We start from the raw sequence: 24,861 nt of genomic DNA on the forward strand, positions 1-24,861 counted from the left end.
GACAAGAACCGGGCAGACCCGTACCATAGTATATGGTTTGCATGATGAGAATCATGCGATCCGGGGGGCACGAAAATCCCCGTTTGAATCAGCGGCTGGCATCGGTCGTAACTGGTCCCGTTTCGTGAGGAACGCACGCCAGAGATGCCCTCTCTTTTTTCGGGAGTGTTCGCGCGTATTTTTTAAAAGGCTGGCCGCTTTTTCTGTTGTTGTCTTTCACGGCCCATTTAAGTCTGATTTCAAACGGATCATCAAACACGACTTCGGTGCCCCCGCATACGTGATGGCTTTTCGCCATGACGCATCATTCCGGGGGGATTTTATTGATGCAACGTCGTTTCGTGCTGCTTGCTCTGGCCAGTGCCGCGCTTTTCATTCTGCCGCAATCCGCATACGCGCAAGAAGCCCAGCCGGGTGATGCCTGCACCACCAACGGCGCCGTGCGATCCACCGGCGGCCCGGAACAAATGCCCCGCCGCATGCTGATCTGTAACGGCACCACATGGCAAAGCGCATTGGAACAAAGCACCGCCGGTGCGTCCCTCCTGCAAATCGGCAACGACGCCGGATCCTGCACCACGGCCAAGCTGGGCCGGATGCGGTATGACGGCACATCGACATGGGAATATTGCAACGGATCAACGTGGGCCGCACTGGGCGGCGGCAGCGCATCCGCCGCGGGGGCGAACCGGGAGATTCAGTTTAATTCCGGTGGCAGTTTCGCCACAGACCCCGATTTTACCTTCACAGCCGGCGACGTTCTGGTCGTTGGGCCAAACGAAATCGATCTGGCCAACGGCACCATCGCCCTGGGGGCGGACCCCACCGCAACAGCTTGGGGCAGTATCGGCCTGGGCGAAGGCGTCATCGCCAGCGGCGACAACGCGCTGGCAACAGGCATTTACACCTTCGCTGGGGGTGATGGTGCAACAGCCATGGGCGGATACACCAGAGCGGCCGGATATGCCAGCTTCTCTGTCGGTGAGCAAACTTTGGCCACCGGGGATTACAGCATGGCCTTTGGCCGCACCACCATGGCGGGTGACGGCGCGGACAGCGGCGCCCCGCTGTACAGCGCCACAAACCCCGGCACCGGTGAAAATGCCGTGTCATTTGGCTTGGGCTTCGTCAACACGCAAAACGCATGGCCGCGCACAACCGGCGACAGCTCCTTCGGCATTTTCATGGGCGCGCAGAGCAACGTCAATTTATCAACACCCAACACCATGGGTCTGTTCGGCGGTAAAATGGTGATTGATTCCACCATTCCCGCCACCAATCTGGTCGCGGATACGGAACTGGAAATTGATGGCACATTAAAAATTGGCAGTGGCGGCGAAGCGTGCGATGCCAATCGTGAGGGATCGATCCAATACCTCGCCGCATCCGACACATTCCAAGTCTGCGCCACGGCTGGAAGCTGGAGCGCGATGGGCGGTGGCGGATCGTTGTCCAGCCTGACCGCGGCGACGGCAACCAATACAATCAACAACGCCAACTTCACCCAGAACTGGCAATGGAACACAGTCACGACGGGCAGTGGCCTAGCCCTGAGTTCAACATCTGTGACCACTGGTAATGTTCTGTCGATCACGGCATCAAATACCGCCATGTCCGGTAATGCATTCTTGAGCACAATAAACAGCACCACAGCCAATGCTGCGGCCATCCAAGGTAGAGCGACAGGAACCAGTGGAGGTACCTACGCCGGATATTTTACAAACGGCAGTTCCAGCGGTGTTGGGGTTTATGGCAGCGCTTATGCCTCAAGCGGTGCAACTTATGGGGTCTGGGGCGCAAGTTCCAGCACAAGCAGCGGCACTGCAGGTGTTCTTGGACAGGCCACGGCAAGTTCTGGCGCGGGAACCGGTGTTTACGGTGCCGCCTGGGGAACGTCTGGTGCAAATCGCGGTATTTACGGCGCGAGCGCCAGCTCCGCTGGATATGGTGGATATTTCGCCAACACGAACGCCAGCGGCGGGTGGGGTGTTTACTCCGAAGACGATATTGGCCTGGCCGCCAACATGTACCTCAATTGGGGCGCAACACGTGGCAGTACCGGTTACGGGATTCGCGACAATGCCGGAACCATCGAATGTAAAAATTCTGGTGGCGCATGGGCCGCGTGCGCAGGCGGAGGCGGCGGATCTGCAGCAGGGGCAGACCGGGAGATACAGTTTAATTCTGGTGGCGCATTCGGAGCATCGAGCACGTTCAAATTTATGACGGACGGGGATATTCTGCTAACCGGAACACAAACGGGCACCGCCAGCGTTCCCGCAAGCGGTGCCGGAACACGCATGTTCCTGGACACACAAACCATGGCTCTACGCATTGGCACAGCCTACGGTACAGAGTGGGATAACGGCAATATTGGAAATTACAGCTTCGCCTTTGGCGAAGGAGCAACGGCAAGCGGATGGGGCAGTATCGCCTTAGGTGGGGGTGCATCCGCACTGGGTACTTTGAGCCTTGCTTATGGTGATACGTCTTCTGCCGAGGGAGACGGGAGTGTCGCCCTTGGAAGCTTTGTCCACGCCATGGGTGCCGGTAGCATTGCAATGGGCAACAGCACACATGCAGGAGAAAACTATGCGTTCGCCGTAGGGGATGCCAGCGTCGCATCCGGATACGCCGCTGCCGCTATTGGTGGGAGCAACATCGCAGCAGGGGTTGGGACCGCCGCTCTGGGTATGGAATCAGTCGCCACAGGATCGCATTCCATCGCTCTTGGTCACTATGTGATCGCCGGGGATGGGCAGTTTGATTCCGGAGACCCCACCCTTGGCAGCGCAAATGATACAGTCGGCGAAGCGAGCATGGCCATTGGCCTGATCACATCTGCCAATAGTCCAGGCACTTACCCCATGGTTACGGGCGATCAATCGCTCGGCATTTTCATGGGCAACCAAAATGCAGTGAATCTTGCCACCGCCAACCAGATGAGCTTGCTGGGCGGTAAAATGGTGATTGATTCAACCATTCCCGCCACCAATCTTGTCGCAGACACAGAGCTGGAAATCGACGGTACATTGAAAATCGGCAGTGGCGGCGAAGCGTGCGACGCGAGCCGCGAAGGATCGATCCGCTACATCGCCGCATCCGACACATTTGAGGCCTGCGCCACGGCTGGAAGCTGGAGCGCATTAGGCGGCGGTGGATCCCTGTCCGGCCTGACCGCGGCCACGGCGGCCAACACGATCAATAACGCCGCTTACGCCCAGGCCTGGCAATGGAACAGTTTGACAACAGGCACCGGACTGGCTCTTTCATCGTCTTCTGTCACATCGGGAAGAATTCTCTCTGTAATATCGTCCGGAACCAGTGCTACGGGCCCCGCCCTTTATGTAGAAGGCAACGGTAACAGCAGCAGCGGACACGGGATCAGAGCAATGGTCAACAACAGCTCAGGCAGCAGTTACGCCATGTATGGAGCAACTTTTGGATCAGGGGCTGGTGTCTTTGGCGAGGCTACAAACACGGCCGCCACAGGCAGCCGGGGCGTTTATGGCCTGAGCACAGGCATTAACGGCATCGGCATGCTGGGCCAAGCAACCAGCACCACGGGAACAGGCGTTTACGGCAACGCCATGGGCAACAGTGGAACCACCTATGGCGTTTATGGTACGGCCGCCAGCGCCGCCGGATATGGTGGGTATTTCACCAATACATCTACGGGCGTGGCCCTGCATGCGGCTGGCGATATTGAGTATACCGGCGTTCTACGGGATATGTCGGACATTCGCCTGAAGGACAATGTGAAGCCGCTCGACTCTGCACTGGAAAAAATCACCCAGCTTCAGGGCATATCCTTCACCATGAAAGACAGTAATACCCATGATATTGAGTATGGTTTTTCGGCACAGGATGTCCAAAAAATCTATCCCGATCTGGTGCATCAGGCAGATGATGCGGATGGCACATTGTCGATGAATTACACCGGCCTGATCGCGCCGCTGGTCGAAGCGATCAAGGAACAGCAGAAAGAAATCGAAACCCTGAAAAACGAAATTGAAGCCCTGAAATCCGCAACAAAAGAATTAGAAAAAGCAGAGTAGAAAAATTTTTCTACCATGGCGAACAGGATGTAATTGCATGAAACAAAGACGCAAGGCCCTTGCACTGGCCGCAATGGCCATCACAAGTATATTTGCAATTGCAACACCACGCCCGGCATACGCCGATTGCACAAGCCCCGCAGGCATCGCCGGGGACATTGATTATTCATCCGCATCAAAAACCTTCCTGTCATGCGACGGCACATCATGGATTGACATGAAGCGCGGCGGAACGCCGACATTGGCCGCAACGCTGGAGGAAACCGATCTGAAGCTGACCAATCCGGCAGGGGTTGCTGTTTCGGGGAATTACGCCTTTGTTGGTAACGAGGGCGGCAGTGCCATTACGGTTTTGAACGTCACTAACCTGGAATCACCATCGATTGTGACCCATCTGGTGGATGAAACGTTGTTGGCTGGCGTCCGGCATGTCTATGTTTCAGGAAATTACCTGTACGCATTGGCCGATAACAGGATGGTCATTATCAATGTGACAACACCCGCCACACCGACGATCGTTGGATCGATTGAAGATTCGACAAGCATTGGCGGTGCAAACGCAAGCAGGGTTTTTGTTACGGGCGGCTACGCCTATGTAACAAATCTTTCAGCCGATCGATTCAGCATCTTTAACGTCAGCAATCCCGCATCCCCAACCCTGTCGGCCAGCTTGCAAAGCTCAACGAGCTTGGATGGTGCCAGCGGCGTTTTTGTTGATGGGAACTATGCCTATGTCGCCAACTACTTTGACGACCAAGTGACCATTATTAACGTTACCAACAAATCCAGCCCGACGGTTCAAGGTAGCGTATCATCCGGAATACAGCTTGATAGCGTATATTCCGTTTATGTGTCCGGAAACTACGCCTACGCCATACCAGCGAACCGCGAAGCATTGACCGTTATCGACATTACCAATAAATCCAGCCCTTCAATTCTGACATACTACGAATCTATATTCGGTACAGCATCACAGTATATTGAGGATCCGCGTGAAATCTGCGGGATGAGCGGAAACATATTATTTGTAAAAACAAACGGGACGAACGCGATACCGGGCGTGTCATCCTTTGACGTATCAGATCCGGCAAACCCTCAATTCATGAGCAGGGCGCTGATTGGAGACAATGGGGATGGGGATTATTGTCACATGAGCGGGAACAAGCTGGTGACAACATCTTATTATACCAACAACGTCTACACATTCGACACATCTTCAAAGGCGGATGTAGACTGGGACGCAACAGGGACCGTCCTAAACCCCGCAAGTGAAACACTGTATAACGCCGCTGTATCCAGTGACGGAAACTATCTATACACGGTGGATTATCCTGTGAACGGCCTGGAAGGACGATTATACGTCTATGACATCTCGTCACCAGCCACCCCGACAGTGGTAACCAATATGTGGCTAGGGAATGGCCAGTGCCGGGGGATTGATCTAAACGCAACAAATTCGCATGCATTTATATCTTGCAACGCACAAATGATGGTTGTTAACATCTCCACACCATCATCCCCTTCAATCGTGACCACATTGTCCGATTCAACCAACCTGACCGCTGGATATGAAATTGATGTTGAAGGCAATTATGCCTACGTCGCCACAGAGGGGGACCGATTAACAATTATTGATATCACAACACCGGCCACCCCCAGCGTTACCGGAAGCTTGTTAGATGCGACCAATCTTTCCGACGCCAGCAGTGTTCATGTCGTTGGCAATTATGCCTATGTCACCGCATATAATACGGATCGCTTAACAATCGTCGACATCACCAACAAGGCCAGCCCGACTGTTGTAGGAAGTCTGCAGGACAGCACAAATCTGGACACCCCCCGCGATGTGAAAGTGGTTGGAAATTACGCGTACGTAACCGCCGAAACACCGGACCGCCTCAACGTTATCAACGTGACAACAAAAACAGCGCCTGTTCTAGCGGGTAGCGTGGCCGGGCTGAATGGCGCATATGAAGTTGAAATATCGGGTTCTTACGCTTATGTCACGCTGCGTTACAACCCCGGCGGTGTTGCCGCCGTCAATATTTCGAACCCCGCCGCCCCAACAGTCTCAAACAGCCAGCTCAACGACACTTATATTCCCGTTGGTCTGGCTATATATGGCACGTCAATTTTTGCCACCAACAGTCGCGGCGAAGTGGTATCTTACAATATTGCAACCCCAACCAACATCACCTTCAACGCCGCCGCCGGGCATCTGGGCACAACATCGGGAATTGAAGATCTGGATACATCCGCAGACGGCAATTATCTCTACACCGTTAGCGACACAGGCACACCGTATGACGTCGAAAACGACCGCATCGACATCTATAATATCAGCAACAAGTCAAACCCAACCCATGTCGGCACATTGCGCGATAACGCAAACATGACCACCCCCAACAGCGCCGATTATGATTCCGGTTATTTTTATGTCGCCGATGACGGTTCGGCCGCACTCTTGATATATAACGTGTCCACACCCGCGTCACCGACCTATAGCGGCAAGCTGACCGGCCTGACTGGTGCCAGCGGCGTTTTTGTTTCGGGCAATTACGCTTATGTGACATCCTGTTCCGGGGATCGGCTGTCCATCGTTAACATCACAAACAAAGCGGCGCCATCCTTAAGCGGATCAGTGACCAACGCAACCAGCCTGAATTGCGCCACGGATGTCGTGGTTGCGGGTAATTATGCCTATATTGCGGCATCTTCCGCAGACGCGCTGACCGTCGTTGATGTGACAAACAAATCCAGCCCCAGCGTCGTTGGAACATTGAGCGATGCCGTCAACATGCCATCGCCCATCAAGATCAATATCTCGGGCAACTATGCTTTTCTGGATACGTATGATGGCAACGGCTATATTTCGATTGCCAATATCAGCAACCCGACCGCCCCGACATTTGAAGGAAAAGTTACCTATTCAAACCAGTTTTTCAACGACCCTATTCCATTGAACGGTGGGGAACAGATTGTATCTCCATCAGGATGGGGGAGCCTTCAGTTTTTTGATGCAGCAGACAAGACAGACCCTGTACACATTAAGTATATTGGCGTCTTTCCCATCAACACATCCGGAACTTCTAGCGCCAGCCTCACTGGAAATTATCTGGTGACGGGGTTCAACCGCAACTCACCCAGAGACGGTATTGCCATTCACGAAGTTTTAACAGGACCGGTAACGTACAGAGACGAAGCCGTATTAAACGATTCGTCCCGCCTGAAAACCATAAATGATATCGCGATGTCCGGCTCATATGCGTTTGTTCTATCGTATGACACAGATCGCCTCACCAGTATTGATATTTCAGATCCGCTCAACCCAACGATTGTCGGCACGCTGTATGGTGATGATGATTTTTCAAATGCGTATTCAGTATCCATTGCGGGCAATTACGCCTATGTCGTTGATACAGATACGGACGATCTGGTGATCATCGACATCTCGACGCCGAGCGCGCCATCGGTCGTATCGTCGATATCACCCGGTACCGATCCACAGGTTGTCTATTCTGATGGCAGTTACGCCTACATCCTGCGCCCATCATCTGACAGTATGCGTATTGTAGAGGTTACAAATCCGCTCGTACCGGTAAGCCGCGGATCATACACAAACAGCTCTATGAACTTCCCCGAAAGCGTGGCCGTTTCAGGAAATTATGCCTACATCGCCGACCGATCCACCAGCCTGTGGATCGTGAATGCGACAACAAAAACATCCCTGAGTCTGGGGGCGCAATATACGGATGCCACGTACCTGAACAACGTTTATAAAATTATCATATCCGGCACATTGGCCTACGTCATGACATCGGACAGAATTACGATCCTCGACATCACCACCCCGACAGCCCCCACCGTTGTGGGATCAGTTCAAGATGCGTCTAAAATAAACCCCAGCGGGATTAATGTTTACAACAACGGATTATTCCTGGATGCAAATGACATTCTGCACGTTACAAGCGATGCGGGTTTAACTCTGGTGGACGTTAGCATTCCCGCCAATCCGCGTATTTTAGGCAACTATGAACAGGGCGCGTTTATAGGGGGCTGGGGTACCGTGGCTGCGGGGAATTACAGCTTCGTTCCCTATGAAGACACGTTCTATGTTTTCAACGTCACATTGCCGATTACCGATGGAGCCTGCACAACCGAGGGCCAATTGGAGTACAAGGCCGCCAGCCACGTATGGCGCTTTTGTGATGGCACGACATGGTACACCATGGGCCCAATGCCCGGGACAGGCGGGGCCGGATGCAGCAGCCCGTCAGCAGCCCCCAGCGCTCTCAACTTCACGAGCGCGTCTGGATTATATCAATATTGCGATGGGACAAACTGGGTTGATGTCGACTAAATCCGCTACCGCTTCAACCGATCCGGAAACTGGGGCAATCGCGACTCTGCGAACAATTGAACCCGCGCCAGCGGATTATCGTTTACCGCCACGCCCACCTCACCATCATAAATGCGGGTGATCGACCACCCCGCGCCCGGCGTGCCCGCAATTTTTTCGGGATCGCGTTTTTCAATGACGAACACATCGCAATTGCCCGGGGTTTTCAGGTCGCTCCACCCCGATAACGGCAAATGGAACCAGCGCATCATAAATGCCTTGATTACGCCGCCATGCGCCACGATCATTACATCATTGGTGCCGCGTTTATCGTGGTCGCGATACAGCGTGCCGATGAAATCGGACACGCGGTTTTGCACCATCATCGGGGATTCGCCGAACAACGGGAAGGATAGATAGGGGCTGTGTTTATACACCTGTTGCGACACATTCACGATCGCGCGGGCGAAGGCGCGTTTTAAAAACCCTTGCTGCGCATCCGCATAGGCCAGAAACCCGAAACTTTGTTCGGCCAACCGCGCCTCTTCGCGAATATTGCATGTGCCGGCCAGAGGATCATCCCCCAGCCCGTGCAAGACACCGGACAGGGTTTCGCGCGTGCGCAGAAACGGGCTGACATAGATTTGTGGCCAACGCCCGGCCCGATTGCCACGGGCAGGATCATTGAACCAATCCCGCAGGAATGCACCCGCATCACGCGCCTGCGCCCACCCTGTATCGGTGAGCGGCACCTGTGGGTCACCGATGGCGGAATATGTCTTCCAATCCACGTTGCCCTGGGATTCGCCGTGTCTGATCAAAATGATACGCATGGGAGAGAGCATAAAGGGTGGCGGACACTATGAAAAGCCAGATCATCTTATCCCCGATTCTATCCCCGCCTTTGTCAAAAATATCTATATATGGTGTTTATCAATCAAAAAATTCACTATATATTGATTTTCGTGATGTTGTGGACGAGCGGGTGAAAAGACTCGGATTCCACAGCCAATCACGTCACAACTATCTTCGTTCTTCTATAAAAACCGCCAGATCCAAGGAGTACCCTCATGGCCCAGACCGCTGCCACTCGCGCACCCATTGACGATGTGACCAATGCCGCATCCCCGTTGTTGCAGGAACGCCATGTGTACAAACCGTTTTTGTACCCCTGGTGCTATGAAGCGTGGCTGACACAGCAGCGCATTCACTGGATCCCGGAGGAAGTGCCGCTGGCCGAAGACGTGCGCGACTGGAAAAACAAACTGACGGCGGCGGAAAAAACCCTGCTGACCCAGATTTTCCGTTTCTTCACGCAATCCGACGTGGAAGTGAACAACTGCTACATGAAACATTACAGCCAGGTGTTCGGCCCGGTTGAAGTGCAGATGATGCTGTCCGCGTTTTCGAACATCGAAACGGTTCACATTGCCGCCTATTCCCACTTGCTCGATACCATCGGCATGCCGGAAATCGAATATTCCGCCTTCATGAAATACAAGGAAATGAAGGATAAGTTCGATTACATGCAGGGCGCGTCCATGGCATCGCGCCGCGATATCGCCAAAACGATGGCCATGTTCGGTGCGTTCACCGAAGGGCTGCAATTGTTCGCATCTTTCGCCATCCTGATGAACTTCCCGCGCTTCAACAAAATGAAGGGCATGGGCCAGATCGTTACATGGTCGGTGCGCGATGAAACCCTGCACTGCCTGTCCATGATTAAATTGTTCAACGCGTTCATCGCGGAAAACAAAGACATCTGGGACGATGAACTGAAAACCGAAATCACCGAATCCTGCAAAACCATCGTCGGGTTTGAAGATGCCTTTATCGACCTGGCGTTCGAGGGCGGCGAGATTGAGGGCCTGACCCCGCAGGAAGTGAAAAACTACATCCGCTATATCGGCGACCGCCGTTTGCAGCAACTGAACCTCGACCCGGTCTTCGGGATCGAGAAAAACCCGCTGCCGTGGATGGACATCATGCTGAACGGGGCGGAACACGCCAACTTCTTCGAAAACCGCGCCACGGAATATTCCCGCGCGTCGACCGAAGGGGCTTGGGAAGATGTGTTTGACGATTCCGTGTTCTCCGGCAATTACGGCAAGAAAATTGGTGGCGGCAGCGACGGCGAAAGCTCTGCCGCGTAAAACTTGAAAAATTAAAAAGCCCCCCGCCCCATCTGGGCCGGGGGGCTTTTTTACGCCCGAAATATCCTTAAGGGCAGGCTTGCCGCCCTTGAAAAACCGCATAAAGCAACCCATTTCACTGAAACTGTCTAAAGTATAGTTCCCCCTACGACCCGCTTCGAAAAAGGGCCGCATGGAGTCTGAGTGTGTTTCGTTTATTTATTCTGAGTAGCCTGTCTGTTCTGGCGGTGTGTTTCAGCACCGCACCCGCCCATGCCGCGGAAACCCAGCCCGGCGATGCCTGCACCACCAATGGCGCAGTCCAAAACACGGGCGGGCCGGAACAAATGCCCCGCCGCACACTGATTTGCAATGGCACCACATGGCAAAACGCCCTGGAACAAACCACGGCGGGTGCGTCCCTGTTTCAGGTTGGCAACGATACCGGATCATGCACAGCGGCCAAATTGGGCCGCATTCGTTATAACGGGTCCGCCACGTGGGAATTTTGTAACGGGTCCAGTTGGATCAACATGGCGGGGGGAACGGCCCTGTCCGGTATCACATCCGCAACGGCGACCAACACCATCAACAACACCACCTATACCCAAAGCTGGGGCTGGAACGGGATTACCACGCAAAACGGCCTGGAAATCGGATCCAACAGCCTGACCAGCGGCAGCCTGCTCGGCGTGGCCGTCACCAACAGTGCGGCAACAGGCAACGCGATTGGTGTCACGACAAACGCCACAGCCGATGGCGCCACCGCCATTCGCGCCATCAGCACAGGCACAAGCGGCATCACCGCCGCCATATACGGCGAAAGCGCCAGCACCGGCGGCGCGGGCATTTCCGGTCAGGCCACAGCCACATCGGGGATCAATTACGGCGGATATTTCCTAAATGCCAGCAGCGGTGGGTACGGGGTCTATGCCGCAAACACGGCAACATCGGGGAGCACCTACGGTATTCGTGGGGCCGTGACCAGCACGACAGGAATTGGTGTGTCCGGCGCTGCTCTGGCCACAACAGGTTTAAACTACGGCGTCCATGGCACCACCGCCAGCACGGGTGGACGCGGTGTTTTTGGCAATGCCACCGCCACATCGGGTGTCACTTACGCCGTGTATGGCGTGAACAGTAGCAGCGATGGACGCGGTGTCGTGGGCCACGTCACCGCAACATCGGGGGCAACATTCGGTCTCTCCGGCGTCAGCGACAGCACCGCAGGCCGGGGCGTCAGCGGTACCGCCACCGCCAGCACCGGATCCACCTATGGTGGGTTTTTCAGCAGTGACAGCAACGACGGCACCGGCGTCTATGCCTATTCCACGGCCAGCAGCGGATCGACATTCGGCCTATATGGTCGCGCCCAAAGCGGTGCCGGATATGGCATTTATTGCTTCAGCGCCACCAACGCCAACGGGTGCGGGGGAAACCGCGCATGGTACAACGCATCGGATGAACGGTTGAAAAAAGACGTTATGCCTTTGCAGGATGCCGAGGGGTTAGAGGCCATCATGCAACTGAACCCCGTGCACTACAAATGGCGTGATGTTCAAGCCAGCGATCAGAGTGAAATGGGATTCATCGCCCAGGAAGTGGAACAGGTCCTGCCCGAACTGGTTGGCACGGGCCCGGATACGGATATCACCACCGCAGACGGTTCCAGCGAAACCATCGAAAACCCAAAATCCATGAGCTATGCCGGCGTCGTTGTTCCGCTGGTGAAGGCCGTGCAGCAATTGAAAACCGAAAACGATGAATTGCGCAGCCAGAACGCGGATTTGCTGCGCCGGGTCGAGGCGCTGGAAGCGGCCGGAAAAAATTAGAAAATACAGACTTTTGATATTCAGACCCTAACCCAAAGATCAGAGGCCAACGCCTTGATTTTCCCCAAAAGGGATATCATCTCTTTCAAACATCTTTTTGGGTAATCCCTACGGACCGCATCGGGAACGGACCGCATGGAGTTGAGTTTGTTTCGTTTATTTGTTCTGAGTGCTGTTTCTGTTCTGGTGTTGTCATTTTACGCCACACCTGTCCATGCCGCCGAGGCCCAGCCCGGCGATGCCTGCACCACCAATGGCGCAGTCCAAAACACGGGCGGACCGGAACAAATGCCCCGCCGCACCCTGATTTGCAATGGAACCACATGGCAAAACGCCCTGGAACAAACCACGGCGGGTGCGTCCCTGTTTCAAATTGGCAACGATACCGGGTCCTGCACCACCGCAAAACTGGGCCGCATTCGTTATAATGGAACGTCAACATGGGAGTATTGCAACGGTACGACATGGGCGGGATTAAGCGCCGGAGCCACACCCGCGTTGTCCAGCCTGACCGCCGCTACAGCGACGAACGCAATTAACAACGGAGCCAACACACAAACCTGGTCGTGGAATAGCATCACGACCGACGACGGATTGAGTCTGGTATCATCATCCGCAACATCCGGTGAGTTGTTCCGGGTTGACGTGAGCAATGCTGCCGCCACCAGCGGTGCCATCTACGCCTCTACCGCGGGTACGGATGGCAAGGCTCTTGTCGGCATGGCCAATGCCACAACGGGCACGAATTATGGCGTCTATGCCGCGAGCGCGAGCCCCACAGGCTATGGCGTCTATGGATTGGCTACATCCACCACCGGTGCCAATTTTGGCGTTTATGGTCATAGCGACAGCACCGGTGGCGTGGGCATCCGTGGCTACGCCAGCGCCACATCCGGTTCAACCGCGGGCGTTCTGGGATCAACCCCCAGCACCAGCGGATTGGGCGTTTATGGCTATGCCGGAGCAACCACTGGCTCGGCCTACGGCGTTCAGGGCGAAACCGAGAGCAGCACAGGCCGCGGCGTCTATGGACTGGCCAAAAATGCAACAGGAGCAAATTACGGCGTTTATGGCACAACAGCCAGTTCAGGCGGTACTGGCGTTCGGGGATCAGCCACCGCGGCCACAGGTTCAAATATCGGCGGATATTTCTCGAGCGCGAGCACAACCGGATACGGTGTTTTCGCGGAGACCAGCGCCAGCACCGGCGCAAATTACGCCGGATATTTTGCGAACGCTAGCACGACAGGGTACGGCCTTTACGGCCTGGCCTACGGCACCACGGGCGCAAATTACGGCGTCTATGGCCGATCCGCGAGTTCCACCGGGTATGGCGGTTATTTCGCCAACACACACGCCAGTGGTGGATGGGGCGTGTATTCCGAAGATGATATTGGCCTGGCCGCCAACATGTACCTCAACTGGGGAACTACGCGTGGCAGTGGCGGTTACGGCATTCGCGACAATGCCGGAACCATCGAATGTAAAAATTCTGGTGGCGCATGGGCCGCGTGCGCAGGCGGCGGAGCCCTCTCCGGCCTGACTGCCGCGACCGCGACCAACACCATCAACAACGCCGCCAACACCCAGACATGGCAATGGAACAGCCTGACCACGGGTAACGGGATGGTCATGACATCATCATCGGTGACCAGCGGCCAAGTGCTCAATGTATCGGCGACCAACACAGCCGGCACAGGGGAAGCCATCTACGCATCAAATTCCAGTACCGCAAACAACTCTTCCGCCATATACGGCTATGCCACGGGCGCAACGGGTTCACACAATGCTGTGGCCGGCGTGAACAACAGCTCCACAGGACGTGGCGTTGTGGGGAATGCCACGGCCACATCAGGCGCCACCACCGGCGTCTATGGCGTTGTATCCAGCACAACGGGTAAAGCCATTCACGGCAACGCCGCCGCCACCACCGGTGCCAGCTATGCCGGATATTTTGAAAATGACAGCACGGGCGGTACGGGCATTTTCGCATACGCCACCGCCACCACTGGCGTGACCGCCGGTGGATCATTCGCCACCGCCAGCCCCTTGTCCCGCGCTGTGACCGCCAACGCGGCCGCAACAACGGGTGAAAATTACGGTGTTTATGGCCGATCAGGCAGCAGTTCCGGATTCGGCATTTATTGTGAAGCCGCCGCCAACGCCAACGGATGCGGCGGTAACCGCGCATGGTACAACGCATCAGATGAGCGATTGAAAAAGGATATCGTACCATTAAGCGACGATGAAGGGTTGGACGCCATCATGCAGTTGAACCCCGTGCATTACAAATGGCGTGACCGAGCGGCCGAAGACCAAACCGAAATGGGATTTATTGCGCAAGAGGTTGAACAGGTCTTACCCGAGTTGGTCGGAATCGGCCCGGATACCGAAATCACATCCGAGGACGGCGCCAAAGAAACCATCGAGGATGCCAAATCGATGAGCTACGCCACCGTGGTCGTCCCCCTGGTCAAGGCCGTACAGCAATTGAAGGCCGAAAATGACGCGCTGCGCGCCCGGCTGGAAAAACTGGAAGCACAGCAGCCCGCAACACCCTGATTTTCGGCCATTTTTTAGCCTGATCGATCCTCACACAAAAGTAAGAAATTCCCCCTATGATGGCGGGGGGAAAGGATCTGGCATGCACAAACACACCGATTTTAACCAGGTGGTGACACCCACATTACAAGCCCAGATGGGGCAGTGGCGCATTTATCACCTGATGGATCACGGGCTGGAAGCCCATGTTTTCATTCCGCGCGACAGCGACCATAAGGGCCTGCGCCCCGAACGTATCGCGTTTGCATCACCTGATGCCGGATTGGCAGGGGGCAGCGAAGCCCACGATTTCAGCCACGACACGATGGACAAGGACGATCGCGTCTATCTGGCGCACAAAATGATGACGGCCATGCCGCAATCGCGCGACCCGCTGGCCATTGTGTTTGTAAATGATCCGTCGCGATTTTATTTCGACAAGAGCGAAGCCGCACGTCTGATCAACATTGAGCGCAGCATCGCCAAAAAGATTGCCGCGGGCATGTACAAATTTTTTGCGCCACTGACATAAAAGCGCAATCGACCCAACAAAAAACCCCGGCATCTGCGCCGGGGTTTTTTGTTTCATGCCACCTTTTACGGCGCACGATTATAAAGCTGGGACACGATGGTGTTTTGAACATGCTGGTTCAACACATCGTCGCTCAACGTCCGACCATCGGCGCAGTTTTTGAATTTCGATTGCAACAGCGACAGCGTATCAGACGCCGCAGGCACAGCACCCGCCGATTTCGCGATGCCCGTTGTTTCGCCGAACGTTTCGGCAATGCTGGTCAAATGGCACAGATCCGCATCATTCAAACGGGCCACGCCATCGCGCCCCATCGATGCCCCCATGGAGATCAATGCACCGTTGCGGTAAAAATCAATTTTGCTGTTGCTGCAATCATTGAACGTATCGGCATGGCGGCCTTCATCATTCAGGGCATCGCCATTCATCAACGCGTTGGCCTTCGCCACATGGCACACATCTTCGGGTGTCAGTTTTTGTAACGCGTCGACGGAAAATTTTGTACCCAGGGCCAACAGGCCCAAAGCTTCGCGGCCTTGCGGTGTTTCTTTTTTCTGTTCGTTGAAAAAATGATCCGGCAACAAAAAGCGATCCAGTTTCGGTCCCGCAACATCATGGATCACATCCGTGAAGGAATAGACCGACGCGCCGAGCAAAATTGAACCCAGAACCGAACCCGCTTTTTTCAAGACACCCGCCATAACGCACACCTTAATTATAAAGACCGTAAAAAGCCCTCTGTCCCGAGGATAAAAGACCGTACCACACACTTTATAATTATGTCAAATAAATAATCTGTTTTGGGGGCGCTAAATCACTGATACCATAGATATTAAGGACCGAATCACCCCCCAGATAAGGAGGCCTATGCCCCGACTTCTGAATGGTTTCATTCCCGACCTGCCCCCGGCAAGCATCCGCTTCGCCATAGACGGTTTCGGCCCTTTTTTCACGCTGTCCTTTCTCTCATTCACCGCCCCTCTTCCCCCAATGCCCGATCACCCTCCGCGCTGTTATACGCACCGGGGTTGATTTTGCATGTCTTCTGCGTTTTCTCGTTCCCCCCACCTGAACCCCTGAAAGGAGTTCACCATGTCCAAGAAAGCCCGCAAAAACAGCAAACCCCACCTGCAGGCCATTAGCAACGAAGGATACGGACACAAAAAACAGACCGCCGATATGGACTGGCACCCGCTGGATGAAGAAATCGACCGCGCGCGGGACAAAAAATTCGTCAAAAACGTGAAACCCCGATCCGCTGGCCAGGATGTTTTGATGAAGGCCATTCAGGAAAAAAATCTGACCCTGGCCATCGGACCCGCCGGAACGGGTAAAACCTATCTGGCCATTTGTGCCGCGGTTGATGCGCTGGAGGCCGGAACGGTGGAACGCATTGTTCTGTCACGGCCCGCAATGGAAGCGGGTGAATCGCTGGGGTTCCTGCCGGGTGACATGCACGAAAAAATGGCCCCGTATTTACGCCCGCTGTATGACGCGTTGGGTGACCGCATGGGCGGCAAACGCGTACGCCAGTTGATTCAGGACGGCACCATCGAAATCGCCCCCGTCGGGTTCATGCGCGGACGCACCTTGAACAACGCCTTCGTTGTGATTGACGAGGCGCAGAACTGCACCTATTCCCAGTTGAAAATGTTGCTGTCCCGTTTGGGGTGGCATTCAACCATGGTGATCACCGGTGACCCGGACCAAAGCGATTTGCTGGATGGTATATCCGGCTTGAAAGACATCGCCCACCGTCTGGAATCCGTACCGAATATCAACGTTGTCCGATTGCAGCAGGTGGATATTGTGCGCCACCCGCTGGTCGCGGAAATGCTGGACGTTCTGTAATGCGATAACAGGACGGACTGCTCACCCTTCTGCGTTTCTAGCGTTGCTCGCGTTCGTGGCCCGGGAACCCCCTTCCCGGGCCACTTTTATGGACGACGGCTTGCATTTCAATGATGGGCGTGCTTTTTAATTCGCACAAAAAGGAGCCGCCCCATGTTAAAAAAACGCCTTGCCCGTCTTGTTGTCTTGTCCATCATTGCCATTGCGATCGGTGGCGTTATTGCCGGGATACAGATTAAAAACGCGCCTGGCCCGATGGCGCAAAGCGCGGTGAAAAGCAGCGGCGTCGCCGGGGCTGATATTGGCGGCCCCTTCACTTTGACGGATCACAACGGCCAGCCCTTCAGCGAAAAAAATCTGGCGGGGCACCCGACGCTGATTTATTTCGGCTTCACGTTCTGTCCGTCGATTTGCCCAACAGAATTGCAAAAAATGACCGCCGCAATGAAAATGGCGGATGCCGAAAAATCTGAAAAAATTATGCCCGTCTTCATTACCATTGATCCGGAACGCGATACCGTCGATGTGATGAAAAACTATGTCACGCAATTTCACCCGCGCCTGATCGGTCTGACCGGGACCCAGGACGACATCAACGTCGCCGCCCGGGCATGGCGCGTCTATGCGCAGAAGGTTCAGGATGAAACCATGAGCGAATACACCATGGATCATTCATCCTATATCTATCTGCAGGGTCCGGATGGCGGGTTGCAGGCCATTTTCGGAACGGACAGCACAGCGCGCGAAATCGCCGATGCCATCAACGCCAACGTGAAATAATTTACGCGCCAGCAACACCATTGATTTTATGAATCCGAATCATCCCCTGATTCGGATTCATTTTTTAAATCACACCGCACCCAGCACCACGCCATATACAGCGTCAGCAACACCGCAGCCGACACCATGTTTATGGCAACGACCAGCACCAAAACCGACCACATCGATAAAGAATGCTTGATCGTCGAGAGCATCGTATCATCAAGCGAGACAACGAACGCCGCACAGAATGCGAGCCCGAAAATCAGCAAAACCGCGATCTTCAGGAATGCGCGATGCATACGATGGCGTTTTTTGGATGCGTTTGATGGCGTATTGAATGTCATGACGCGCTCAGTTTATCGCACATAAACAGTGATGCAAAGCACACGCAATTTTCATATCGGCACATGCCATAAAGCTTGATGCGATGCCGCATAATCTATCCTGTTGCATGTGCAAAAAATCATTAGAATAAAAGTGTCTTTGACGCGTTTCGCACCGTTTTGCAGATGCGGCCGAATCGCTTATCCTGACATATCCGTTTTCAATATCCATGATTGTATAACAAGGGGAGTCCTAAACCATGTCACGCAACAAATTCTCGATGATCCGCACCGGCTTGATGGCCGCCGCAACTGTGGTTGTTGGCGCATCCGCCGCCAACGCCGCCGGCTTTTATATTCAGGAACAATCGGTACGCGGATTGGGCTCTGCCTTCTCTGGCTCCACCACGACATTGAACGATGCCAGCACGGTGTATTTCAACCCGGCCGGCATGACGCAATTGCCGGGTCTGCAGGCCCAGGCCGGCGTGCATGTGATCATTCCCGATTCTAAAGTAAAGGACACGGGCACAACGGCCGGTACGGCCGCGGGTTTGCCGTTGGGTGGTTCTTCTGGCAATCCGTATGATGCAACACCGGTGCCGAACGGCTTCGTCACCTATCAGGCCACCAACAATCTGTGGCTTGGCCTGGGCGTTACCGCACCGTTCGGTCTGGCCAGCGATTACGGCTCAACATGGTTTGGCCGTTTCGACTCAACGAAAACGGAATTGGCTGTGATCGACGTCCAACCGACCATCGCCTATAAAATCAACGATCAATGGTCCATCGGCGGCGGCATGAATATTCAACACGCTTCGGCTAACCTGCAGAACAACGTGGTTCTGGGTGCTGGTGTCGAAGGCAACAGCAAATTGTCCGGTGACGACTTCGGATATGGCTACAGCCTGGGCATCCAGTACAAGCCGTGGGAATCCACCACCTTCGGCCTGAGCTATAAATCCGAAGTGCACCATGAACTCGATGGCGACATCGAAGTAAAATTGCTGAGTGGTGCAACCGTGGCCGCCGCAACATCTGGTGGGTCGGCCAAACTGAACACCCCGGATCACCTGACCCTGGGCGGCGCGCACAAAGTGACCGATCGTCTGACCCTGCAAGGTCAAGCCACCTGGTTCGGCTGGAGCAACTTTGACCAGATCCAAGCCGTCCGCGACAGTGGCGCCGTAGCTTCTACCGTTCAACAGAACTACCAAAACACATGGGCGTTTGCCGTTGGTGCCGAATACATGGTCAACGACGCGTGGACGGTCCGTGGTGGTTTGCAGTTTGACGAAACCCCGACCACCGACGAATTCCGTACCAGTCGTACACCGGATGGTGACCGGACCTGGGTATCGTTGGGTGCCACCTATGGCCTGAACGACAAGATCGATCTGGATATGGCCGCCACCTATATCGACGTGGAAGACGGCACAATCAACGTCGCCCGCGGTAACGGCACCATGACCGCCGATACAGAAGGCAGCGTCGGCATTCTGGCCCTGGGCATGACCTACAAATTCTAATCCTGCTACAGGATAGCGAAATAAAAAGCCCCGGATCGAACCCGGGGCTTTTTTATTCTGCAGTCACACCGCATGCTTCTTTTATTCCGCGGTTACACCGCGCAGGGCATCCTCCGCCTCAACCCAGCCACGAACGTGATCCGGCATTGGTGGGCTTTTGAATTTCATGCCGATAATGCCCAGCAATTCTTCCGTTGGCACGGTACGCTTGGCCACCTGATCATAAAAACCGCCCTTGACCAACGCGATCGCGGCAACGGCGCCGGCTTTTTTGCCTTTGGTAATCACAAAGCGCTGCTCCATATACACCCATTTCGGATCCCAGCAGATGACACGGGTTTCCAACCGATAAGGTTCAAACGGGGCCAGTGAAATGCGATAGCGCGTCGATACGGACGCCAGCACAGGAATCGCCTTGCGCTTGATCATCGCGCGCAACAACCCGTTACGCAGGATCAGGTCAAACCGTCCCAGATCCATGATGGTCAAATACCGTCCATTGTTCATGTGCATGTTGCTGTCCAGATCATTGGGCAGCACGCGGAATTGCAAAGATTGCACAGCCATCAGATCCGTGACGCGCGGTTTGAAAAAAATACCGCGAATAATCAGGATCAAAAGGCGGATATAGAGATTCATAATTTATCCCTCAAGCAACGCATTCAGTTTCAGCGCCAGCCCCATCGACCCGGCAACTTTCAATTTACCCATCATAAAGGCAATGTTCGGGTCTTGGGATCCATTCAGGAATCCCGCAAACGTGGACAGGGCGCAGGTCAGCGTGACGTCCGCATCGGCATCATCGTGATTCACGACCGGCGGGCTTTGCGTTGTATCCACGAACACAATTCCGTCATCGCCAAAATTGAATTTCACACGGGCGTTCAGGCCGGGGGATTGGGCGATTTTCTGGTTGATCTGGTTGGTGGCTTCGTCGAGGTTCATGGCAGGCATCCATTCGCTAAAAAATGACAGATGCCCAATAAGATACGCTTTTACCGCAACGGATCAACCCGGTCTTCGCCCGACGGGTTGCACCGGAACCATCCGGCAATAGAATTGCGCGGGCGCGCAGGGGGCAGGACCTCGTGCGGGATCTCCTCGCTTAAAAACACAGCCAATGTGCCGGCCGCGGGCAAAACCCGGGCGATGGCCCGGTCCTGGTCCACGGCATCGTATAAAACCAGATGACCGCCATCAGATTCGGCCCAGTCCGGGGTGAGATACGTCACGGTTGAAACCACACGGTTGCGTTCACCATGCAGGGCGTCCACATGTTTGCGGTAAAACCCGCCCGCATCATACCGGGCATAATGCGCTTCATATTCAAACAGGCCCAGAATCAACCGGCGGTTCAGATCCAACCGCAAACGCCCCATCAAATCCAGATAGGCCGCCGGGGCCGCATCACGGCCCGCAAGCCAGAGCGTGCGATCATTGCGGATGGTTGTTTCCACGGTTTGCGTCGTGTCACGCCCGACGGCGGCCAGCGTCAAGCGTCCGGCTTCTTCCTGGGCGGCCAAATCGGCCAGCAGGGCCGCGCGCAAATCTTCGGGAACATAGTCGGTGCAGACGGACCATCCCTGCACATAAAGATCATCGGCAATGCGGGCATTCAATGCCGCAATTTTATCATGGTCCAATCGGAAAGCCGGTACGGCATCGCCCAATTATAAGAATCCCAATGTCAAAAATGACAACCCGTACTGTGCGGACCGTCAATGTGTGGGAGTATCATCACCACACCGCCAGAAAAAGCGCAAGAGGCACAAAAAGGACACAAAAAAGCCCGGGAGATCATCCCGGGCTTTCATGTCTGTTTTAGAAGCCTGACGCATCCAGTGCCATCACGCTGTCCGCCCCGGCCATTGCCTGTTTAAAGCGGAAATCCGTTTCCGGCAGGATACGGTCATAGAAGAACCGCGCGGTTTTCAGTTTGCTTTCATAGAAGTCCGCCTTGTCGCCTGCGCCCGCGGCCAGTTTTTCATTGGCCGCCTTAGCCATACGGGCCCACATATAGGCCAGCGCAACCAACGCAAACATGCGCAGGTAATCCGATGCCGCGGCCCCTGCTTCGTTCGGGTTTTTCAGACCCTTTTGCGCCACCATGGCCGTAGCCTGTTGCAGTTTGGCGAATGATTTGGCCAGCGGGAACACAAAATCCTGCATTGCCGGATCGGCCTGGTTTTCTTCGATAAACTGCCCCACCGGGTGGAAGAAACGGCGCAGGTAGCGGCCATAATTCGCGCTCATCTTCCGGCCGACTAGGTCCATGGCCTGAATGCCATTGGTGCCTTCGTACAGCAGGGAGATGCGCGCATCGCGCACATATTGTTCCACGCCATGTTCCCAGATATAGCCATGGCCGCCATAAACTTGCACCGCCATGTTGGCGATTTCAAAACCCATGTCGGTTTGGTACGCCTTGACGATCGGGGTCAACAGGGCGACCAGATCATCGGCCGCCTGGCGTTGCGCCGGGTCCGGGTGACGTTCAGCAATATCCAGATGCATCCCGGCCCAGTAGGCCAGCGCGCGGCACCCTTCGGTCACGGCCTTGCCGGTCATCAACATGCGGCGCACATCCGGATGCACGATAATCGGGTCCGCCGGTTTTTGCGGTTCCGCAGGACCAGTGAGCGCACGCATCTGCAGACGTTCCTTGGCATAGTTCAGCGCGTTTTGATACGCGACCTCCGCAATGCCCAGTCCCTGCATCCCCACGCCCAGACGGGCGGTGTTCATCATGGTGAACATGGCGCGCATGCCTTTATGCGGTTCACCGACCAGCCAGCCCGTCGCGCCATCAAAGTTCATGACACATGTCGCCGAACCCTTGATGCCCATTTTATGTTCGATGGACCCGCACGCCACACCGTTGCGCGCGCCGACATCACCGTTGTCTTTCGGCATGAATTTCGGCACAACGAACAGGGAAATGCCCTTTACCCCCTCCGGCGCGTCCGGCAGTTTCGCCAGCACCAGGTGGATGATATTGCTGGTCAAATCATGTTCACCGGCGGAGATGAAAATTTTCGTCCCCGTAATGGCGAAGGACCCATCACCATTCGGCACAGCCTTGGTTTTAATCAGCCCCAGATCGGTGCCGCAATGCGGTTCGGTCAGGCACATTGTGCCGGACCATTCGCCCGTGACCAGTTTCGGCAGATAAATATCTTTTAATTCATCCGTACCGTGTAAATGCAGGGCGTTATACGCCCCTTCGGACAGGCCCGGATACATGCCGAACGACATGTTCGCGGAGCAGATCATTTCCTGCAGCACGAAATTCACGGTCGCGGGCATGCCCATACCGCCATAGGTCGGATCAGCAGCCAGCGCGGTCCAGCCCCCTTCGGTAAAGGCGCGATACGCATCCTTGAAGCCGGACGGTGTGCGCACAACGCCGTTTTCGAATGTGCAACCTTCTTTATCCCCCGACTGGTTCAACGGGAACAAAATGTCCTGGCAAATCGCCGCGCCCCCTTCGATGATCTGGTCGATCATGTCGGGTGTGGCTTCTTCATAGCCCGGCAGGGTGGAGAGTTTTTCAACCCCCAGAACATCGTTCAGAACAAAGCGAATATTATCAAGCGGTGCGGTATAGACAGGCATTTCACAAGGTCCTTCTCAGGTTAAAAACGAATCATGCCGCGGACAATAAAAGTCCGTTGCGAATACGGCGTGTTTCATGGTGCATACGCGGGGCTTCCGCCCCCCAGTCAGCCAAAGTCATCGTCATCCCATCCCCATTCGCGCACAGATGCGTGAGCGGGATAATCGACGACTTTGAAAATTCATTGAGGATTTGCAGGGCCGAAAGCGACAGCGGCATAATTTCATCACCGCGCAACGCCCCCGCATCACCCCCGCGTTCAGAAAACACAAAAGCCTCGGTCACGGACCATCCGGGTTTTTGCGACACATTGGCAATGGCCAAAGCCGCCTGCATCGCGCTGAGGCCCGTGAAAACGGCATTTTCAATTTTCACGCCCGCAACATACGTCCCGTTATCCAACGCCAAAATCACCGTTTGCGATGTGTGGCTGGCGTAATTCAGGGATTTCAATTCCCCCGCCCAAGCCCGCAAGGCCGGAATATCGTGCGGTTCATTCCGCACCGCACGACGGGCAAGATCATTTACATCCTGATCCGGTGTAATCGTTTCTATGGCGCGGGACCGCAGGGCCGAAGATTCGGCATTAAAATTATCAAAGCTGAACGAATCGGGCAGCAGGTCATTCAACGCGGTATCAACAACACGCCCCGACAGGGCACAATTGCGCACCCGAATATCGGGCGTTCGTGCCAGGCCCGCCAATTGCTGGCGGCAATTGCCGCAGCAATGCGCGACCATATCGCTTTCGGAGCCATGATCATCCACACCGCCAATCACCCACGCCGATTCAATGGCCACATCCGGCCCCAACGTCGTGACCAGCGCGGACAACGCCCCCTCTTCACCATGGATGCTGAGGCGGTGTTCAATCGATTCCACATTCACACCGGCAAAACCCAAAAACCCGGTTGCCGTTTTCACAATCAAAACGGCCCCGACGCGATAGCCCGATGCGGGGGCATAGGCCTGCATCCGCACATCACGCAGCCATGGCATGATTGTTTTTTCGTCCAGCGTGTGAAAAGACCGCACAAAATCCATGATCATTTATCCCGATCAGACAGCAGGTCTTTGAGATGTTTCGCCACGCGATCTTTGTCCATCTGGCGAATTTCATCGCGGGCTTTTTTACCGGCGGACCGGTTTTTTTCCTCTAACGCGGCGGCGATTTTTTGCAATGTTTCTTCGCCGATTTCCGCGCGGGCCTTGCGCGCATTTTCCATCGCCTGTTCACGCAATTTTATGCTTTCGGGCGAACGTTGCGGCGGCGCACCGGGGGCTGGTGGAACATCACCGCCGCCTTTCTTGCCTTTATTCTTGCCCTTTTTGAAAAAAATCATCGC

At 55.0% G+C, this 24,861-nt stretch carries 18 protein-coding genes; 9 read left to right on the forward strand and 9 right to left on the reverse strand.

From position 1 onward, the window contains the following. The first annotated feature begins 326 nt into the window (after window positions 1–326). Window positions 327–4,058 (forward strand): tail fiber domain-containing protein, encoded by a 3,732-nt coding sequence (locus A11S_RS11110; protein WP_158497198.1) that lies wholly within the window; start codon window positions 327–329, stop codon window positions 4,056–4,058. Between the two features lie 37 nt (window positions 4,059–4,095). Further along, a complete protein-coding gene (locus A11S_RS11115) occupies window positions 4,096–8,418 on the forward strand; it encodes an LVIVD repeat-containing protein (protein ID WP_015468607.1) in 4,323 nt (1,440 codons plus the stop codon). Between the two features lie 5 nt (window positions 8,419–8,423). Here the strand turns inward: A11S_RS11115 and A11S_RS11120 are convergent, their stop codons facing one another. After that, window positions 8,424–9,230: a histidine phosphatase family protein gene (locus tag A11S_RS11120; protein WP_051054902.1), complete on the reverse strand. Its 807-nt coding sequence runs from the start codon at window positions 9,228–9,230 to the stop codon at window positions 8,424–8,426. 237 nt (window positions 9,231–9,467) lie between these two features. Between A11S_RS11120 and A11S_RS11125 the strand changes: the two genes are divergently transcribed. The 4 genes from A11S_RS11125 to A11S_RS11140 all read left to right on the forward strand — a co-directional run bounded on the left by A11S_RS11125 (window position 9,468) and on the right by A11S_RS11140 (window position 15,434). Next, window positions 9,468–10,550 (forward strand): ribonucleotide-diphosphate reductase subunit beta, encoded by a 1,083-nt coding sequence (locus A11S_RS11125; RefSeq protein ID WP_015468609.1) that lies wholly within the window; start codon window positions 9,468–9,470, stop codon window positions 10,548–10,550. Window positions 10,551–10,735: 185 nt separating this feature from the next. Next, window positions 10,736–12,361, forward strand: coding sequence for a tail fiber domain-containing protein (locus A11S_RS11130; protein WP_235067784.1), 1,626 nt, complete (start codon window positions 10,736–10,738; stop codon window positions 12,359–12,361). 147 nt (window positions 12,362–12,508) lie between these two features. Continuing rightward, a complete protein-coding gene (locus tag A11S_RS11135; protein WP_235067794.1) occupies window positions 12,509–14,923 on the forward strand; it encodes a tail fiber domain-containing protein in 2,415 nt (804 codons plus the stop codon). A gap of 82 nt (window positions 14,924–15,005) precedes the next feature. After that, window positions 15,006–15,434 carry a hypothetical protein gene (locus A11S_RS11140; RefSeq protein WP_015468613.1) on the forward strand — a complete coding sequence of 143 codons (429 nt, stop codon included), beginning with the start codon at window positions 15,006–15,008 and terminating at the stop codon, window positions 15,432–15,434. A gap of 65 nt (window positions 15,435–15,499) precedes the next feature. On the opposite strand, the gene A11S_RS11145 is transcribed toward A11S_RS11140, so the two are convergent. Next, window positions 15,500–16,135 (reverse strand): hypothetical protein, encoded by a 636-nt coding sequence (locus tag A11S_RS11145; RefSeq protein WP_015468614.1) that lies wholly within the window; start codon window positions 16,133–16,135, stop codon window positions 15,500–15,502. A gap of 391 nt (window positions 16,136–16,526) precedes the next feature. Here A11S_RS11145 and A11S_RS11150 point away from each other — a divergent pair, with 391 nt between their 5' ends. Beyond that, entirely contained in the window at window positions 16,527–17,285 is a 759-nt protein-coding gene (locus A11S_RS11150) for a PhoH family protein (RefSeq protein ID WP_015468615.1), read from the forward strand. A 153-nt stretch (window positions 17,286–17,438) separates the two neighbouring features. Then, window positions 17,439–18,065 (forward strand): SCO family protein, encoded by a 627-nt coding sequence (locus tag A11S_RS11155; RefSeq protein ID WP_015468616.1) that lies wholly within the window; start codon window positions 17,439–17,441, stop codon window positions 18,063–18,065. Window positions 18,066–18,091: 26 nt separating this feature from the next. Here the strand turns inward: A11S_RS11155 and A11S_RS11160 are convergent, their stop codons facing one another. Continuing rightward, window positions 18,092–18,391, reverse strand: a complete 300-nt coding sequence (locus A11S_RS11160) for a hypothetical protein (RefSeq protein ID WP_015468617.1) — start codon at window positions 18,389–18,391, stop codon at window positions 18,092–18,094. A 239-nt stretch (window positions 18,392–18,630) separates the two neighbouring features. Here A11S_RS11160 and A11S_RS11165 point away from each other — a divergent pair, with 239 nt between their 5' ends. Further along, on the forward strand, window positions 18,631–19,899 hold the full coding sequence (locus A11S_RS11165) for an OmpP1/FadL family transporter (RefSeq protein WP_015468618.1): 1,269 nt from the start codon (window positions 18,631–18,633) through the stop codon (window positions 19,897–19,899). Window positions 19,900–19,980: 81 nt separating this feature from the next. Here the strand turns inward: A11S_RS11165 and A11S_RS11170 are convergent, their stop codons facing one another. From A11S_RS11170 to A11S_RS11195, 6 genes are all read right to left on the reverse strand, one after another. Continuing rightward, the gene (locus A11S_RS11170) at window positions 19,981–20,538 is read right to left on the reverse strand and encodes a thioesterase family protein (RefSeq protein ID WP_015468619.1); all 558 of its coding nucleotides are present in this window, start codon (window positions 20,536–20,538) and stop codon (window positions 19,981–19,983) included. 3 nt (window positions 20,539–20,541) lie between these two features. Then, window positions 20,542–20,844 carry an SCP2 sterol-binding domain-containing protein gene (locus tag A11S_RS11175; protein WP_015468620.1) on the reverse strand — a complete coding sequence of 101 codons (303 nt, stop codon included), beginning with the start codon at window positions 20,842–20,844 and terminating at the stop codon, window positions 20,542–20,544. Window positions 20,845–20,894: 50 nt separating this feature from the next. Beyond that, a complete protein-coding gene (locus A11S_RS11180) occupies window positions 20,895–21,569 on the reverse strand; it encodes a 2OG-Fe(II) oxygenase (protein WP_015468621.1) in 675 nt (224 codons plus the stop codon). A gap of 151 nt (window positions 21,570–21,720) precedes the next feature. Next, window positions 21,721–23,514, reverse strand: a complete 1,794-nt coding sequence (locus tag A11S_RS11185) for an acyl-CoA dehydrogenase C-terminal domain-containing protein (protein ID WP_015468622.1) — start codon at window positions 23,512–23,514, stop codon at window positions 21,721–21,723. 31 nt (window positions 23,515–23,545) lie between these two features. Continuing rightward, complete coding sequence (locus A11S_RS11190; RefSeq protein WP_148285147.1) at window positions 23,546–24,559, reverse strand: cytidine deaminase family protein; 1,014 nt, start codon at window positions 24,557–24,559, stop codon at window positions 23,546–23,548. Between the two features lie 2 nt (window positions 24,560–24,561). Next, window positions 24,562–24,858, reverse strand: a complete 297-nt coding sequence (locus A11S_RS11195) for a hypothetical protein (protein WP_015468624.1) — start codon at window positions 24,856–24,858, stop codon at window positions 24,562–24,564. Between the last annotated feature and the right edge of the window lie 3 nt (window positions 24,859–24,861).

The sequence above is a fragment of the Micavibrio aeruginosavorus EPB genome (genome assembly GCF_000348745.1).
GTDB lineage: Bacteria > Pseudomonadota > Alphaproteobacteria > Micavibrionales > Micavibrionaceae > Micavibrio > Micavibrio aeruginosavorus_A.

What these genes read in the sequence shown, in the direction of transcription:
- A11S_RS11110 (WP_158497198.1), top strand. Translation starts at nt 327, where the DNA reads ATGCAACGTCGTTTCGTGCTGCTTGCTCTGGCCAGTGCCGCGCTTTTC.
- A11S_RS11115 (WP_015468607.1), top strand. Translation starts at nt 4,096, where the DNA reads ATGAAACAAAGACGCAAGGCCCTTGCACTGGCCGCAATGGCCATCACA.
- A11S_RS11120 (WP_051054902.1), bottom strand. Translation starts at nt 9,230, where the DNA reads ATGCGTATCATTTTGATCAGACACGGCGAATCCCAGGGCAACGTGGAT.
- A11S_RS11125 (WP_015468609.1), top strand. Translation starts at nt 9,468, where the DNA reads ATGGCCCAGACCGCTGCCACTCGCGCACCCATTGACGATGTGACCAAT.
- A11S_RS11140 (WP_015468613.1), top strand. Translation starts at nt 15,006, where the DNA reads ATGCACAAACACACCGATTTTAACCAGGTGGTGACACCCACATTACAA.
- A11S_RS11145 (WP_015468614.1), bottom strand. Translation starts at nt 16,135, where the DNA reads ATGGCGGGTGTCTTGAAAAAAGCGGGTTCGGTTCTGGGTTCAATTTTG.
- A11S_RS11150 (WP_015468615.1), top strand. Translation starts at nt 16,527, where the DNA reads ATGTCCAAGAAAGCCCGCAAAAACAGCAAACCCCACCTGCAGGCCATT.
- A11S_RS11155 (WP_015468616.1), top strand. Translation starts at nt 17,439, where the DNA reads ATGTTAAAAAAACGCCTTGCCCGTCTTGTTGTCTTGTCCATCATTGCC.
- A11S_RS11160 (WP_015468617.1), bottom strand. Translation starts at nt 18,391, where the DNA reads ATGACATTCAATACGCCATCAAACGCATCCAAAAAACGCCATCGTATG.
- A11S_RS11165 (WP_015468618.1), top strand. Translation starts at nt 18,631, where the DNA reads ATGTCACGCAACAAATTCTCGATGATCCGCACCGGCTTGATGGCCGCC.
- A11S_RS11170 (WP_015468619.1), bottom strand. Translation starts at nt 20,538, where the DNA reads ATGAATCTCTATATCCGCCTTTTGATCCTGATTATTCGCGGTATTTTT.
- A11S_RS11175 (WP_015468620.1), bottom strand. Translation starts at nt 20,844, where the DNA reads ATGAACCTCGACGAAGCCACCAACCAGATCAACCAGAAAATCGCCCAA.
- A11S_RS11185 (WP_015468622.1), bottom strand. Translation starts at nt 23,514, where the DNA reads ATGCCTGTCTATACCGCACCGCTTGATAATATTCGCTTTGTTCTGAAC.
- A11S_RS11190 (WP_148285147.1), bottom strand. Translation starts at nt 24,559, where the DNA reads ATGGATTTTGTGCGGTCTTTTCACACGCTGGACGAAAAAACAATCATG.
- A11S_RS11195 (WP_015468624.1), bottom strand. Translation starts at nt 24,858, where the DNA reads ATGATTTTTTTCAAAAAGGGCAAGAATAAAGGCAAGAAAGGCGGCGGT.